The 16,337-nt window shown below is 48.2% G+C and carries 11 protein-coding genes and 1 riboswitch; of the genes, 4 read left to right on the top strand and 7 right to left on the bottom strand.

From position 1 onward, the window contains the following. Positions 1-380 precede the first annotated feature (380 nt). The 5 genes from AC1S8V_RS04590 to AC1S8V_RS04570 form a co-directional block, all read right to left on the bottom strand. Positions 381-1,049 carry a pectate lyase gene (locus AC1S8V_RS04590; protein ID WP_482072612.1) on the bottom strand — a complete coding sequence of 223 codons (669 nt, stop codon included), beginning with the start codon at positions 1,047-1,049 and terminating at the stop codon, positions 381-383. Between the two features lie 326 nt (positions 1,050-1,375). Next, on the bottom strand, positions 1,376-2,251 hold the full coding sequence (locus AC1S8V_RS04585) for a radical SAM/SPASM domain-containing protein (protein WP_482072611.1): 876 nt from the start codon (positions 2,249-2,251) through the stop codon (positions 1,376-1,378). A 141-nt stretch (positions 2,252-2,392) separates the two neighbouring features. Further along, positions 2,393-3,247, bottom strand: a complete 855-nt coding sequence (locus tag AC1S8V_RS04580; protein ID WP_482074388.1) for a carbohydrate ABC transporter permease — start codon at positions 3,245-3,247, stop codon at positions 2,393-2,395. 5 nt (positions 3,248-3,252) lie between these two features. Then, positions 3,253-4,125, bottom strand: a complete 873-nt coding sequence (locus AC1S8V_RS04575; protein WP_482072610.1) for a carbohydrate ABC transporter permease — start codon at positions 4,123-4,125, stop codon at positions 3,253-3,255. Positions 4,126-4,235: 110 nt separating this feature from the next. Continuing rightward, entirely contained in the window at positions 4,236-5,555 is a 1,320-nt protein-coding gene (locus tag AC1S8V_RS04570; RefSeq protein WP_482072609.1) for an ABC transporter substrate-binding protein, read from the bottom strand. A gap of 118 nt (positions 5,556-5,673) precedes the next feature. Between AC1S8V_RS04570 and AC1S8V_RS04565 the strand changes: the two genes are divergently transcribed. Further along, on the top strand, positions 5,674-6,621 hold the full coding sequence (locus AC1S8V_RS04565) for a helix-turn-helix domain-containing protein (protein ID WP_482072608.1): 948 nt from the start codon (positions 5,674-5,676) through the stop codon (positions 6,619-6,621). A gap of 176 nt (positions 6,622-6,797) precedes the next feature. Here AC1S8V_RS04565 and AC1S8V_RS04560 read toward each other — a convergent pair whose 3' ends face one another. Both AC1S8V_RS04560 and AC1S8V_RS04555 read right to left on the bottom strand, forming a co-directional pair. Next, on the bottom strand, positions 6,798-10,754 hold the full coding sequence (locus AC1S8V_RS04560) for a DUF5695 domain-containing protein (RefSeq protein WP_482074387.1): 3,957 nt from the start codon (positions 10,752-10,754) through the stop codon (positions 6,798-6,800). Between the two features lie 139 nt (positions 10,755-10,893). Further along, positions 10,894-12,882 carry a glycoside hydrolase family 127 protein gene (locus tag AC1S8V_RS04555; protein WP_482072607.1) on the bottom strand — a complete coding sequence of 663 codons (1,989 nt, stop codon included), beginning with the start codon at positions 12,880-12,882 and terminating at the stop codon, positions 10,894-10,896. Positions 12,883-13,087: 205 nt separating this feature from the next. Beyond that, positions 13,088-13,190, top strand: a riboswitch (TPP riboswitch). 158 nt (positions 13,191-13,348) lie between these two features. Between AC1S8V_RS04555 and AC1S8V_RS04550 the strand changes: the two genes are divergently transcribed. The 3 genes from AC1S8V_RS04550 to AC1S8V_RS04540 all read left to right on the top strand — a co-directional run bounded on the left by AC1S8V_RS04550 (position 13,349) and on the right by AC1S8V_RS04540 (position 16,152). After that, complete coding sequence (locus AC1S8V_RS04550) at positions 13,349-14,122, top strand: ABC transporter ATP-binding protein (RefSeq protein WP_482072606.1); 774 nt, start codon at positions 13,349-13,351, stop codon at positions 14,120-14,122. Beyond that, positions 14,103-14,915: an ABC transporter permease gene (locus tag AC1S8V_RS04545; protein WP_482072605.1), complete on the top strand. Its 813-nt coding sequence runs from the start codon at positions 14,103-14,105 to the stop codon at positions 14,913-14,915. The genes AC1S8V_RS04550 and AC1S8V_RS04545 overlap by 20 nt, the downstream gene beginning before the upstream one ends. A gap of 163 nt (positions 14,916-15,078) precedes the next feature. Beyond that, entirely contained in the window at positions 15,079-16,152 is a 1,074-nt protein-coding gene (locus AC1S8V_RS04540; RefSeq protein ID WP_482072604.1) for an ABC transporter substrate-binding protein, read from the top strand. Positions 16,153-16,337: the final 185 nt, after the last annotated feature.

The raw sequence follows: 16,337 nt of genomic DNA, 5'->3' as shown, positions 1-16,337 counted from the left end.
TACTTCCTTCCTCTGCTCCCCATCGGGTTTTAAAAGTAAACAAAAAAAAGCCTCCCCGGTTCCGGGCAGGCCTTACGTACAGTGTACAATTCTCACAATCATGTATTGGATGGATGCCGCAAAGACGGAATATCAAGCATTCCCTCTCCGTTGCAGCAGACCAACCACCACAGCTGAAAGAAGTCCTGTTGTTATCCCCCGTAAATTTGCACATTTCATCCTTACACATTGTAAATCCATGTTCTCTACGCTGGCATTACCCAGATCAGATGTACGGTCAGCGGCACAAGGCCACTCTCTCAGCCCAACTTCATTGAGCTCCCGGTTCACTTTATTTCATTGCTTCTAATGTACATCAGATGGGTATTTGTGGCAATGCCTTAATATTGCGTATTCCCGGATTGACTGGTTTTACCTGAAGCAAATCCCTTGAACAGGGTTGGTACTTTGGAATAGCGGGTATTCGTTATTTTGCCCTGTGATGTACTGCTGTCTGTCCGCAAAATGGAATCCTTCACATTGGAAATGTCCGAGTTGGACACATTCATGGTTACCGCATAGGACGTTCCGCCATTTTGACGCACCAGCTTGCCGATATCATTTGCTTTGAAATTTTTGATGTTGATTGTACCGGAGGCATTCATTTGAAACACTTTGTCATAGGCCTTATATGCCGCACCACCTGTAATGTTCACAGTCCCTGCGGATTTCAATGTGAGTGCATCCTCACCAACATCCTTCCAGGTTACATTTTCAATATTGCAGTTACCATAACAGTGCACCCCATCAGCCGCCGGTGCTTCAATCACAACATTCTTTAACGTAGCTCCTGCTTCCAGTCGAAAAATGGGTTTTTGGTTCTCGGCCTGGCTGCCATCTCCTAATGTTTTGGGATCTGCGGCAACACTCTTGCCTTTACCATCATACGTCGTTCCTTTGGGAACAATGATTGTTGTCTTTACAATCTCGGGAGCAGCAGACACCGGAATTGCACCAAATGCAGAAGCAAGCAGACCAACCGACAACAATACCGTCAACATCTTTTTCATAATAAACATCCTCCCTTATTTGGATTGAATAGGTTCAAGCAGAGACTTGTCTTCATATAAACTAAGATAGAAATCTCTGTCTTCAGAACCTACCCTGATCCTACCAAAAAAGGGAATGTTACGAGAATAATCATTAGGTCATGTTTACATTTTTCAGCATAAAACCTGATGCCTCAGCATTCTTTGCAGTATCGTGTTTACTTGTTATGTACCGATATCAACTTCGGATATGCTCTATTTACAGCCCCATATACACAACAAAGACCACATCATCGGTTACAGACAACGTGATCTTATGAAAACATGATTATATTTCACTTTATATTCTAGGCTCCAAACCGCTGACGATAACCGCACTTTCGACACAACTCTTCCACAGCTTCCCGCCTGGAGAAGCCATATACCAGATTGTTCGCTCGCTCACCCTCAATTATCTCCGAGAATGACTTCTCGTGCACATTACCCAGGTTAATCACACCCTCACCATCGAGACAGCATGGAACCACTGTTCCATCTACAAGCACAGCTGCCTGACCACGCAGCGCATGGCAGAAGCCTTTGCCGTCATCTTCAGGTGCATCCAGACTTGGCCACTGGAACTCATGGTCCTGATTCAGGTATACATTAGGAGCAATTTTGACTCCGCTACCTGGAACCACTTTTTCCTCAATGCGGAAGTCCAGATTGAATTCACGTTCCAGCACTTCAAGGGTCTCGCGATTTCGATTCATCTGAGCATTCGTGAAGTTATCCTGCGTCAGATTCCACAGCCGGAATGAGATGATGACATTGTGCTTAACAGCCTCGTGTACAAAGGACAAAATATGACGCAGGTATCCGTCACGGTCGGTTGAACCTTCATGCCCATCGAAGCTGTGCAGGGAGAAGTTCATCTGCCGCAGCGCCGGTTTGCCGAGCAATTTATGCTGAGTCTTGGGCAGCAGCGTACCATTCGTTGTAATGTTCACCTTGAGTCCCTTCTCATGTGCGGAATCAAGCAGCAGATCTATTTTGGGATGCAACAAGGGTTCACCTTTGACATGTAAATAAATATGGTTGGTATGTGGTTTAACTTGATCCAGTATATTGTTGAAGACTTCAGGGTCAATGAATCCTTTGGCACGTTGCGTCTGTGGACAGAAGCTGCAAGCCAGGTTGCAGATACTCGTGATCTCAATATATACTTTTTTGAACGTTTTCAACTTGGGTCCCCATTCTGCCTAGGAGGGAGAACAATCCCACCTGCATTTTGTGATCCGGCCTATACGGGCCATCCCTATTATATCGGGTTCGTGAGCCGAGGTAAATTGTTGAACTGTTTACAGGTTTAAAGATTTATGCCATTACCCTTTGACCCCGCCAACCGTGAGTCCTGAGATAAAAAAGCGTTGGAAGAATAGGAACAGAATCAGAATAGGTACAATGGCAAGTACGGCTCCAGCGATTAGTTCTTCGTAATGATTGCCGAGTGGTGATACGAAAGATGCGAGTCCGATTGGCAAGGTAAATTGTTCTGTTGTCCGAAGCACCACGAGTGGCCAGAGAAAGTTATTCCAGCTGTTCATGGCCTGCAGGATGGCTATCGCCCCAAATGCAGGGGCCATCAGCGGCACCATAATCCGAAAGAAGATGCCAAACTCCGTACAACCGTCAATTCGTCCTGCATCCATAAAATCCTTCGGCAAACCTTGCGCAAACTGCCTGAAAAAGAAAATAGGTAAAGGTGCCACGATGAAAGGCAGAATAACGCCCCACACCGTATTGATCAGCTTCAACTTAATTGTAAGTTCATATAAGGGAAGAAGGATAATCTCCATCGGGATCATCATGACGACCAGCACCAAGGTGAAGATCAGATTCTGTCCCCTGAAGCGATAGACCCCAAGCCCATATCCGACCATCGAGGAGAACAGCAGACTTAATACCGTGAATAATGCCGTGATGACCAGACTGTTTTTGTACCATATAAAATAGTTCCCTGCTGCTCCCGTTCCGGTGAAAATCGATTTATAATTCTCGAAGCTCATCAACGCCCAATCCCATCGGACATTAAGTCCATATCGAAACAATTCCGTTGCCGGTTTCAGCGAAGCGAGGATCAGTGCATATAACGGAAACAGCATCAAGATACCCAGGATCATGAACAACACCAGTAACAGTAGCGAAGCCACATTCAGTTTAATTCCCCATCTATGCATCAAGACTAATCCTCCTTCCTGAACATGCCGAGTACGGTCAACTGAAGCATACTAATCAGGAGTGTTATCACCAGCAACGTAATGCCAATTGCTGCACCGAATCCAAGATTGAAATACTGGAAACCTTGTTGGTAGATATACCCCACCATCGTTAACCCGATATTTTGCGGAGACGGTTTGCCTGCCCAGAGCATGTAACTCTCCGTGAACATGGCATATCCGCCATATAAGGTTATCGTCACCACATAGATCGTGATTGGCTTGAGCATCGGCACGGTAATTTTGGTGAATTTGTTCAGCACACCCGCCCCATCGATATCTGCCGCCTCATACAGATCCTTGGGGATGCTCTGCAATGCCGATAGAAAGTACAGCATGTTAATCCCGATCCAGCGCCAACCTGCCAGTACAACCAGTGCGACCATCGCAAGGGACGAACTGTACAACCATTGCTGACTCGGAATACCCAGCAGGTTCAGGATGGAATTCATCAGCGCACCATCCAGCTCGCCGAAGATAAGCCGGAACACAACCCCCGCTACAACAACGGAGGTCAGTGCCGGAATAAACAGAGCCGAGCGGAACACATTGCGAGCCATCATGCGACTTGAATTGAGCAATACAGCAAGCACAAGCGGAATGGGTACCAGCAGGAGCAACGTCCAGAACGTGTAACGCGTACTATTCCACAGCGCTGCCCGAAAATCGGCATTCCACAGTTTGCCGTAATGCTCAAGCCCCACAAACTGTACGTCTCCAGGAAGCACCTGCTGGAAACTCATAACCCCGGCTCGAAATAACGGGTAGGCAAAGAAAATGAGAAAAGACAAAATGAATGGTAACACAAACAGATACGGTGCCCATGTTCTGGCACTCATCCGTACTCTCCGCCGCCTGGTAGCGCGTACAGAAACCGTTGTTTCCTTTTGCAGCTGCACTGTGGACCAACCTCCAACCTGGAATGAACCGTATACTCTTTATGTTTAGGTTAACGGGTTAACTCAGCCTGCACAGCATTCAATACCTGTTCAGGATCTTTCAGATTAATAAAGATATCTGGCATGGCTTTGTTACGGACCGCATCAAACACTTCGGGTGACTTCTCCCGAATATTGACCGGAGCAATCTCATCTTTCACACTCAGCAGCGTATCGAAGATATCGTCACCGAAGTAATCCGTGTATTTGTTCGATTCCTTCATGGCTGAATCGGTCCATACGTCGGTACGAATCGGGTCAAATCCAAGCTGTTTCCAGATTTGAAGATTACCTTCCTTGGACAATTTCGCATAGGCGAGGAACTGCTCGGCAAGCTCCACAGCGCCGGACTGATTCGTAATGGACGTTGCTGTTCCACCCATACCTGCTGAACGATTGCCGCCCTCTTCCCATGCCGGCATCGGACGAATGATCATTTTCCCCTTCAGATCCGGAATATGGTCCGTGAACCGATTCATGAACCAGAATGGCATAAATACCGCCGCCGCGCTGCCTTGGTCCATATAACCGAAGTATTCTTCCGTATCATGTCCTGCCCCTGGAGCGACAGCTGCTACCCCTTCCTTCACCATCTGCTGGAAGAACTCCATCGTCTGCACATTCACAGCCGCGTTCACCGTAACATTACCGTCAGCATCCACCTGATCCGATTTCTGTTGACTGATGGCCGGCCACCAGGACCAGTTACCGTTACCTTCAAATGTAATCATCGGTTTGCCTGTCTTCGCGAGCACCTGTTTTCCTGCCTGTTCAAAATCACTCCAGGTCTTGATATCATCTGCATTCACACCCGCCTGATCCAAAATCTCCTGGTTGTAGTACATTACAGTCGCACCGACATGATAATCGATACCGTAATATTTGCCTTCCTTGCTGTAGATCTCGACACGGGATTGTACAATGTTATTCAGTTCTGGCTTGATCATGTCTGTCAGATCCACCAGTTGCGGAACACCTTTCATGAAATTGGGGAATTTACTCTGCTCAATATCCACCAGATCCGGTGCGCCTACACCCGACTGTAATGCAAGCAGCAGCTTCGTATGCATATCATCGTACGGAATCGTGGTCGCTTCCAATTCAATCTGTTGATCCGGATGTTCCTGATTCCACTGCTCTGCCATACTTTCATAAAACTTCTGATGCGAGTCTACAAACGTCCAGAAAATGAGTTTGGTCGCTCCCCCTTGTGCGTTTCCTCCGTTCCCCCCAGATGACCCATTGGACGCTTCCTTTGTCGTACTGCATCCACTCAAGACCGTCATTACCGCAAGAATACATACCCCTAACCAAACCAGCATTTTCTTCATGTACAATCCCCTTCCCAAGGCTGTGATATGAATCAGATGAAGGATAAAGCCAATTTCGTAAGCGCTTTATTTTCTATGTTACTTGCTGTATTATAAAAAATAAATGCTCGATGCCAACATGAATTTTAAATATTCCAACCTGTTCGGAGGTGCCGGATTGGACTCACCCATACTTCACTTCATCACCCCGCCCATTCCCTATTTTATCGATTGTGGACGTGCGTATTACGAAGCTGGTGAATACCATATCAGCCGCAGTGACATCGGTGTATTTGATCTCATTGTCGTTACCCGTGGTTCTCTCGCCATCAACGAGAATGGAACGGAATGGCGACTTCAGGAAGGAGAAGCCTTGATTCTGATGCCTGATGGCCACCATTATGGCAGTGCTGCATGTGAAACGGAGACAGAACTGCTCTGGATTCATTTTCAAACCTATGGCAGCTGGAAGCAATCCAGCGATATGGATGAGTGTCTGGCGAATCAGGCCCACCTTATTGAAACACACAAGAAAAGCGCATATCTGAATCATTGTGACGTATGTTCCATCTTCATTCCCAAACATCTGCGAATTTCACTCAAGGAAATGGAGATGCTGGAACACTTTTCACAGCTTGATCAGGAACCCCAGTCCATGCGAAACTGGAAAAGACAGGCGACCTTTCAACAATTCATGCAGCATCTCGATCGTGGACTATCCTCCCTGTCCGATGTAACCGCCATTCGCATCGCCGAGAAGATTGAATTATATATCCGTCATAATTACTCACTTCCGATCTCCAATCCTTTGCTGCAAAAGGAACTGAATTATCACCCGAACTATCTGGCCCGAAGTATGTTAAAGGTCTACGGCATGACACCGATGGAATATCTGTTACACTACAGACTCGAACAGGCCAAAAAGTTGCTGCTGCAAACGGCCTGGTCCGTTGCTCGCATTGCCGAGGAGATTGGATTCAATCATGTATCCTACTTTTCTTCCTGTTTCTCCAAAAAAGAAGGCATCTCACCCTCCAACTTCCGTAACAAATTTACCGGTACCGAATACAAACCCAAGTCGCTATAAGTCTGTCCAAGTTGATATAGCAAAATAGCGCCCGGTAGGTCGAGATCACGTTGCTCTGCAACAGTTATCTTCGAACAAACTGGGCGCTACTTCATGTACAATCCGCAATAATATCGGATATTGAATATAGGATGCTACCTAATACCTGTTACTTGACGGTTAACGACTACATCCATTCAACTTTCACCAGCCACTGGCTCCTCCTCAGGTGCAATAACGATCGTCACGTTCGCTTGCGCCTTCAGTTCCGTACCCTCCACGGCTCCTTCAACCGTGAACGTGCCCGCAGCTGCTAATTGCTGAGCCGTTATCTCATTCCAGACCACCGTAACGTCCTTTGTTGTGCCATCGCTGTACGTCACAGCAACAACGGCAGGTAAGGATGGCATTTCACCCACCACAGCCGTCACATCCACACTTCCCACTTTGCTAACGTTCGGCTGAGGTGTATTCTCTTCAGACGGATCTGGCAGGACAACAACTTCATCCTCCCCATTCAGCGCCAGCGAAGTACTGGATGCAAGGGTTGCCACTTCGGTTGCGCTCAGCGCACGGCTATAGATACGGAAATCATCAATGAGCCCGTTAAAATACGGATCAGGGTACTGTGACTTGCCAATATAGTTATTCTTGGTCTGACCGAGACTGGACGGTTTCAATGTCATATTGTTATTCCGCCCGACTTCCACACCATCCACGTAGATGATGCCGGTGTTGCCTGTCAGGGTAACAGTCACATGTTTCCACACGCCCACCGGGAGACCTGGCACATTAATCGTCTGTTCCTGGCCTGCAGCATTCCCTCCGGTGGTGATCGCAAATCTCATATTGTTCCCCACCTTCGGCGTCAGGAACATATAGGTTCCCGTCCCTGAACCAAAATCGAAAATGCGGGTAAAATCACTGAGAGCGTTCGCCTTCACCCAGGTTGCGATGGTTACGGAATCGGCCCTGCTGACAATACCTTCAGGTAATTGCACATAACCGTCCGTACCTGACAGACTAATGGCACGATTCTTTTTGCCGGTTACCCAGGATGTTGTACCTTTGGCAGTCGCATGGTTGCCACTACCGGAAGAATCCGCGGCAGCTGTGCCTGTGTTCTCGTCAAAATTGTACTGTGCCATCTTCTCCGGAAGTGGCGGTGCGGCATTCACCGTCACTTGCACGGTGTCATTTGCCGACAATATCGAATCATTAGCCGTTAAACGGAATGTATACACGCCCGCAGCCGAAACGGTTGCCTGCGTATACGCTGAATTTGGCGATGCAAAAGAGACCTGTGCTCCTGCCGGTCCATTCACCAAACTCCATCCCAAAGTTAACTGACCACTCGGCAGTCCATCATCGGTAACCGTTCCCTGAAGACGGATCTTGTCAGGCAACGTGATGGAAGAATCCGTTCCTGCGTCAACCGTTGGAGCCGCGTTGGCATCCGGGGTCGTAGGCGTAAGCTCCACACTGTAAGACGCCGCTGTACCTGCATCTACCTTCAACGTATTCACCGGTTGATAGGCATTGAATTTGCCTTTCACCTGACCGTCCACCTTAATCAGATATGTGCCTGTTTTCAGACCCTGGAACGTAATGGACGTCTGGTGCGGCTGGCCTGGCGTCAGATTCTTCATATCCAGCCAGACATAATCCTTCGCAACAGCCAGTTTGGCCCCTGTATACTGGTCTTTGTTCAGTTCAATGTACAGCTTTTCAGTGATCAGATTAAGTCTCTTATACAATCCATCCAGTGGAGTGATATTATATTGTCCATTCGTAAGTGTGACATCTGCACCGTACCCTGTCAGTCCAAAGATCGGGTCCACCGCAATATCTGCACTCAATGTCTGCAATGCACCGAACAGGCCAAGATCTGCTTCCCCTGTCATCCCGCGCCAACCATTCAATAGTGGTACATTGGCGCCACCGCCCGTTCCATTTGTCCCATAGTTACCTTTCTCCGCCTGATACGTCCAGGAAGCTGCACCAAAATTGTCCGGATCAGCACTAATCTGTCCCGAGTTAATGGCGCCTACGTTGGCGATCTTCGCGGCATAGGACAAGCGCTGTTGTTCTTCCCGCTTGGTGCCTTCATGGAACCGAATCCAGTCATCCATGGCGTATCCGGCCAGAGAGGTCGTGTACTGGAAGTTAAACCAATTCTCCCCGGTAATCGTTACCGGGTCCGTGTAGTAATACCACACTGGCATATGTCCACGGGAAGCACGGGTCTTGAGATTGATTTTGCCCATAATCTCCAATGCTCTACTCTGCTCTGTTACTTGATCGGAATGCAACTTCGCCAGCGTGTATACGGCTTCCTCGCCCGTATTGTCATAGCTGTATTCCGAGCCATAAGGATAAGTTGTATTCTTGAAATTCCCGTATTTCGTTCGCATTTTCGTGATGATATCGTTGGCCTCTGTGTCATAGCCCTCTTTTTTCAAAGCCTGAATGATATCCGGAGTTGTCAATTCTCCCATCAGCCCGGTATTCCAGTTGTAGGCGACAGGCCCCTCGTAGAGGGCTTTGAAAATGTTATAAGCGCGCAGCAGATAGGTTTCTTTGTCATGCTTGTAAGTAACGAGATCAGGGTATAAATCCGCAATTTTATACATGCTGAAATAGGTGTTATACACATGTGGATAAGCATATCCACGGTAGGTTGGTGTTGTATTCGGCTCTGGCATCAGAAAATCGTGGATTAGATAATCTTCATGATGTCCATTCATCAGATTGGTCCAGATCGATGTCTCCAGGTAATCATCCACGGCCCGAATTTCCCGGGCAACGGGTGTCAGCGTGTTCTTTTCAGCCAGAAACTGTCCATGCGTCAGTCCCCAGTCATCGCCCCAACCCCAGTAGCCGTTGAACACATTACGTTTGGACTTGGTATTCATCATCCAGTCATCAAACACTTTGTCCCGGATATCCCCCGGCAGGTTCCACTGGGTTTTATCCACCATAAAGGTCGAATGATCCTGCAACGCTTTGTCGACTGGATCAATAGCATAGAATTGCAGCACCGTTTTTTTGCCGCCATCATACTCCACAGTCACGTTATTGGGCCCCAGCTGGCTGAACTGCAATTCATAGATTTTATGATCGCCAGGCTTGCTTTCCTTTAATGGTACAACCGTTCCATTCGCATATTGCACTTTGGTGATGGTCTTGGATGTACGCAGATCCACCTTTGCTTTCTGGTTGGTCGGCACGATCATGCCAGGAACTACGGTTACATCAATAAGTCCCGCGTTATATAGTGCATTCTTCGCTGCATGTTCGTCCGCAACAGCCAGAAACTTGAATCCGTACGTCTTCGACTGGCCTGCTTCCAGAACCAGGCTTGTATTCGGCAGATATCCCCGGTTGGTGGATTTGATCACGTTGGAATGGATATAGAAGACGTTCAGTCCTTCAATCCATTTGCCTTCATTTGCCGGATTCCAGGCCCACTTGCTACCCGGATGTTCTTCATTACGCCACCGATCCTGATACTCGAATCCGGCTCCTGTCGTTGCATCCGGAATCAGCATCAGATAAGAACCAATGCCGCTTGGACGGCTGGCTGTAATATAGGAGCTGTTGTTGCCAACAAACGAGTGTGTAACGACTCGTGTCTCATAGATCGCATCCCCGTAGGTCCACTGTTCATTGAATGGCAAGGGCAGACCCAAATCACCAATCTCAAGCTTCTGGCCGCTCGTATTCTGCACTTCAATCTTCCACAGAATGGAGCCATCTGTCTGGGTGGTGTAGGTCTCGATCACTTTGAAATTGCGGATACCCTGGGCATTGGATGCATTGGCATATGTCACCGTCACCTGATTGCCGGAATTCGTGATAGTCCGCCCATCTGCTGACAGATTGGTCCAGGCTTTGGTCCACGCCCCACCATTCAGTCGGTACGTGAACATTAGTTCACCGAGCCACTGGTGGTCTGCTGTATTTTGTTCTGGCGCAACGGTTGCATTCATAACGTATTCCGTCGGAAAAGCATCGCCCTTGATCTTAATGGAAGAGATTTCGCCATGACTTCCCGTCTGGAGAATGAGCTTGTCAGTGGACAACTCGTGGGCATACGTTTGATCCGTAGCAAATACAAGCGCAGCCGCCAGGGATAGCACTGCGCTCAACATCATTTTTAACCTCATGAACTTGGCCTCCTCTTATGGATTCATCGTTAACGTTCATAGGCTGGTACACGACTTATAGCCGTTCTTCATTCTTCCGTCTTATCTGAACAAGGAGTCCACAACAACCGATTCCAAGCCTGCTTCAGTCCCCGTGAATCACCTCCTTTCCATGTTGTTGTTGACCCTCCCCGTCCCTCTCTCGAACCCAGACACTCATCTCGCCCTCTTCCCGATTCGCCCATGTAAAATAGGGAACGAATCGCAGCGTCACGGCTTGAACGTCCCGTTTCACATCACTGCGATATAGTTGAACTGCACCACCCTCATGGGAGACGAGTCGCCTTGCCTCTATGGTAAGATCGGGAACACCCAACAGATTCCCTCCCCCATGGTTCACCTCAAATTTCGCTGATGCCGGTAATTCAATACGATATAATCCTGCACCGTTATCCGTTTCTTCAAGACAATACATGAAGGGCCCGCGCTGAGTGGCCACTTTACCAAACGTATCCCTGATGTGGTCATGCCCTCTCATGCGTAACACCTCCATGGGAAAACGTAACCTGATCTCATCTCCGGCTTGCCAGCATCGTTGCACTTTCATGTAACCGCATTCAATTATGGTTTCGTCTATATCTGCCTTTTCTCCGTTAATCCACAACTGCGGAGATACACACCAATCCGGTTTTCTTAATGCCATTGTGAATCCTGTCTCCTCACCGGAAACAGACTCGATCCGGATGACCGCTTCGCCGTTGGAGGTATAGGTCGAGTTCATGTTGACGGAAAAGTCCGTACCATTCAATGTAAACGCCGCTTCGCCACCGATATACAATTGCACATACAGTGTGGATGCAGCCTCATCGGTGGTATACACATATTGATCCAATGAAGCCAGTAATCGTGCAATATTGGGTGGACAGCAAGCGCAACCGAACCATCCCTGCCGACGTGTCCGCACATGCGCATAATTGGGATTGACCTTGTGTAGCTCCGGATCGGCTTCGAGCGGATTCACATAGAAGAAGCGTTGTCCATCCAGTGACATGCCGCTAATTACGGTATTGTACAACGCTCGCTCCAATACGTCCGTATACTTGCTGTCCGGCTTGATCTGAAACATGCGTTTTGCCCAGAAAATCAATCCAATCGACGCACAAGTCTCTGCATATGCGGTATCTCCCGGCAGGTCGTAATCCCCTGTGAATGCTTCCTCTTTTGCAGATGAACCGATGCTTCCCGTAATGTACATTCTCTTGTTGACCGTATTGTTCCATAATCGCTCACATGCTTCTTTCAGCGACTCATCTCCCATCTCTGCCGCTACATCAGCCACTGCAGCACACATATACACCAAGCGAACCGCATGGCCTTCGGCTGTATCCTGCGCTCGAATCGGAAGGTGAGACTGGGAGTAGCTATGACGGTGAACCATATCCAGCTCTCCAAAATGTACACTACGCCCACGCTTCTCCCATTCCTCCACAAAATAGTGTGGACGGGTTCCCCGCTGCTCCAGAAAATAACGGCTCAAATTCAGATAGGCCTCTTTCCCAGTGGTCTGATACAGCTTGAATAGGGCCAGTTCAATCTCCTGATGTCCATCATAACCAGGCAATTGTCCCGGTTCTGTACCGAATATCGTCCCAATATGATCGGCCAGACGAATGACCACATCCAGCAGATTACGTTTACCCGTTGCCTCATAATAAGCAACACCCGCTTCAATCATATGACCTGCACAGTACAGTTCGTGGCATTCCGCCAGATTCGTCCAGCGTGCTCCAGGTTCTTTTAGTGTGAAGTAGGTATTCAAGTATCCATCGGCTTGTTGAGCATGAGCAATGGTCTCGATGACCCTATCCACAATGCGTTCCAGTTCCGGATCTGGTTCGGCTGCAAGCAGGTATGACGCAGCTTCGATCCACTTGGCTACATCACTGTCCTGAAAGACCATGCCGTAGTGCTCTCCTTCTTCTTCACCCGCAGCAATGCGGAAATTACGGATGGCCCGGCTGGGTTCAGCCCCCTCGATGCGATCATTCAGTGCCTCCCATTGATAGGGGACAACCACGGTCCGCACCAGATCAACATAATGGGACCAGAATGGATCTTTTATTTTATTTCTCATCGGAACCTCTCCTTGTTCTATTCAATATCCTCATTTTACAAATCATTACAGGTCGATGAAATCATCATTTCCAACTGAAATTTGTATGATTACAACCTCACTCCTCGGATCTGACTCCAAGTTCATCTCGTGAATTCAATCATGCTGCCTCTTTACAGTTCATGTTCGAGTGATATATGCTGAACACACAACTGCATATCTTGAACTTTTGCACTAGGGGAGCCCTGCGGCTGAGACGAATATGACTATTCGGACCCTTTGAACCTGATCTGGATCATACCAGCGGAGGGAAGTGGAGCGGCCTTTTAGTAAGCAGAATTTTTTCATGTATGTGAAGATAAATTGCGAATTTAACTTACAGACCCACTCATTTCTCCGGAAATGGGTGGGTCTTTTTTGTTTCTTTTGCAGAGTACAAGATGCCGTTGTTATTCCTGCAGTCTGACATCAAGGGGGTGAGGATCAGATGACCAACCATGTAACCATTCACAACGTAAGCTTCGCTTTTCCCGAAAAAAAGGATTCCCCCGTGCTCGCCAATGTGTCGCTTCAGGTACAAAAAGGAGAATTTGTCTCGCTCATCGGCTCCAGCGGATCAGGTAAAAGCACTCTCTTCAAGCTGCTCGCAGGCTTGCTTGAGCCAACCGTCGGTACCATCGACATTGCCGATGTACCGCAAGGACAACGGCTCGGACGAGTCGCCTATATGCCGCAGAAAGATCTGCTGTTATCCTGGCGAACCGTCATGGAGAACTGCATGCTGCCTGCCGAGTTGGCACCAGGCCGACAAGACAAGGACAAGTTACGGGCCGACATCATAGCTGGATTAGCAAGGTTCGGCCTGTCGGGTTATGAACAGGCCTATCCGGATAAGTTATCCGGCGGCATGCGGCAGCGGGTCGCACTGCTTCGTACCTTGCTTACAGGCGGGCAGCTCATGTTGCTGGATGAACCCTTCGGTGCACTCGATGCCTTAACCAAACGAGAAATGCATCGCTGGTTGTTGGAGCTGTGGGAGGGATTGTGCCAAACCGTGCTGTTCATTACACATGACATCGAAGAAGCCTTGCTGTTAAGTGACCGTATCATTCTGTTAACTCCAGGGGGGCAAGGTCAGCAGCTGCGGGAAATGACGGTTCCTTTGCCACGCCCAAGACATTCGGACCTGATCTACGAACCGGCTCTCGTGCAGATGAGACAACAACTGGAGGAACAATTACATGCGAAGCGACAAGGTTAGCGTCCGGACGTGGCTCTCGAAGTGGTTTTTCCAATATGGTTTGTTTATTGTGCTCATGCTCTTATTACTGGCGATCTGGGAATCGATTGTACGTCTGGGATGGGTGCCTTCCTTTATCATTCCCGCACCCACTTCCATCGCTGGCTCACTGGTTGAGCATCGTCGTCTGCTGCTGACCATACATCTGCCGGCTACCTTTATGGAGGTTGCCGTTGGTTTTGGCTTGTCCATAGTGACCGGAATTACACTAGCAACAGGCATGCATATGAACCGCTCGATTGAAAAGGCCTTATATCCCTTCGTTGTGGTCAGTCAGACCATACCGCTGATTGCCTTGTCCCCTGTATTCATCCTGTGGTTTGGCTATACACTTTGGAGCAAAGTCGCCGTGGTGTGCCTGATCGCGTTCTTCCCCATTGTGGTCAGTACCTACGATGGACTCCGCCAAGGCGACCCAGAGCAGCGTGAACTGCTACTCACCATGGGCGCCAGCAAATGGGATATTTTTCGCAAACTCCAGGTTCCGCTGGCACTCCCTTCTTTTTTCTCGGGGCTAAAGATGTCTGTAGTGTACTGCGTGGTTGGGGCAACGATTGGCGAATGGCTCGGTGGCAGTAAAGGGCTCGGCTACTTCAGCCGCCGCATGTCCAGCAATATGAATACGGATGCGATGTTTGCCGCTATTGTGCTGTTATCCTTGCTGGGGATCGTTTTGTTTGCACTGATTGCTTGGCTGGAGAAACGGTTTAGCTTACGGCGTCATCGTCATGGAGGCAAAAGGAAAGTTGGATAAAACTTAGACAGAAATTAGATGTAAATACAGGAGTTACGATCTTCAAAACATAGCTTATGCACAATTTAAGCAGCATCTTCAATCCGTACATTGTCACATGGTCCGTTAACATGCTGCTGTCCATTTTCTACAAATCAAAACGATGAAATGAGGAACTTCATTTATGAATAACAAAGGTATACACTCCCTGCTTCCCATCATGCTTATCAGCCTGTTGCTGATCGTTAGTGGATGCAGCACCACGAGTACTAGCAAAAACACACCAACAACAGATTCGGCAACCAACGCACAGCAAACAGACTCGTCTGTAACAGAACCAGCATCAGACACCAAAGATAAACTGTCCATCATGCTCGACTGGTACCCGAATGCAGTACACTCCTTCATCTATGTTGCTCAGGAAAAAGGGTACTTTGCAGACCAAGGTCTGGATGTCGAAATTCAGATGCCTGCGGATACCAATGATTCACTCAAACTTGTTGCTGCCGGTAAAATTGATCTGGCTCTAAGCTACCAGCCCCAAATCTTGCTCGCGCGTGGCGAGAACATTCCTGTACGTTCCATTGCTGCTGTTGTTCGGCACCCGCTTGTGCATCTGTTGACCGAAGCAAATGGCAACGTGAGTTCACCCAAAGATCTTGACGGAAAAACTGTCGGTTATTCTTCGATTCCTCTGTATGAAGCAATGGTGCGTACGATGATCAGCCACGATGGCGGCAACCCGGACAACATGAATCTGGTCGACGTCGGGTTCGATCTGATTCCTTCGCTGGCTTCCGGACAGGCGGATGCAATTATGGGTGGTTTTATTAACCATGAGCAATTGATTCTGGAGAAAGAAGGACATACCATGACATCGATTAACCCCGTCGATTATGGTATGCCTGATTATTATGAATTGGTCCTGACCGCAAGTGAAACGGGCATTGAAGCGAAAAAGGACCAACTTACCCGGTTCGTCAAAGCGATTCAGGAGGGCCAGAAATATGTAACGGAGCACCCAGAGGAAGCCTTGAATATTCTGCTCGCTCATGAGAATGAAACATCTCCGCTAGATGCCGAGATCGAAACCAAAAGTCTGGCTATTTTACTGCCACTTATGAATGAAGAAGGTCAACCGTTTGGTCGGCAGGAAATGGAGTCGTGGGAGAATGTACGTGCATGGCTCGTTGAAAACGAATTGATTCCTGAATCAGTGAAAGCCGAGGATGCTTTTATTAATCTGCACGGAGAGTAAGTAAAGGAGAGCAAAGTTAGCAAGAACGTGGAGATCAGATGCATCAAGGTTTGCGAAATGGAATTGGCCTGAAGCAAGCATCTGAGGATAAGAATTTATAACAATCCTAAGTGGCTTGATGTGCATCTGGGTAGCTTGATATGCGTTTGGGTGGCTTGTTGATATGTATTTAGTAATGTACATTA

This window comes from Paenibacillus sp. B46(2026) (assembly GCF_056786355.1).
This window is presented reverse-complemented; position numbering and strand designations above follow the sequence as displayed.

Coding starts and splice junctions, on each gene's coding strand:
- AC1S8V_RS04575 (WP_482072610.1), bottom strand. CDS start 4,125: ATGAGTGCCAGAACATGGGCACCGTATCTGTTTGTGTTACCATTCATT.
- AC1S8V_RS04555 (WP_482072607.1), bottom strand. CDS start 12,882: ATGAGAAATAAAATAAAAGATCCATTCTGGTCCCATTATGTTGATCTG.
- AC1S8V_RS04550 (WP_482072606.1), top strand. CDS start 13,349: ATGACCAACCATGTAACCATTCACAACGTAAGCTTCGCTTTTCCCGAA.
- AC1S8V_RS04570 (WP_482072609.1), bottom strand. CDS start 5,555: ATGAAGAAAATGCTGGTTTGGTTAGGGGTATGTATTCTTGCGGTAATG.
- AC1S8V_RS04560 (WP_482074387.1), bottom strand. CDS start 10,754: ATGTTGAGCGCAGTGCTATCCCTGGCGGCTGCGCTTGTATTTGCTACG.
- AC1S8V_RS04540 (WP_482072604.1), top strand. CDS start 15,079: ATGAATAACAAAGGTATACACTCCCTGCTTCCCATCATGCTTATCAGC.
- AC1S8V_RS04590 (WP_482072612.1), bottom strand. CDS start 1,049: ATGAAAAAGATGTTGACGGTATTGTTGTCGGTTGGTCTGCTTGCTTCT.
- AC1S8V_RS04580 (WP_482074388.1), bottom strand. CDS start 3,247: ATGCATAGATGGGGAATTAAACTGAATGTGGCTTCGCTACTGTTACTG.
- AC1S8V_RS04545 (WP_482072605.1), top strand. CDS start 14,103: ATGCGAAGCGACAAGGTTAGCGTCCGGACGTGGCTCTCGAAGTGGTTT.
- AC1S8V_RS04565 (WP_482072608.1), top strand. CDS start 5,674: ATGAATTTTAAATATTCCAACCTGTTCGGAGGTGCCGGATTGGACTCA.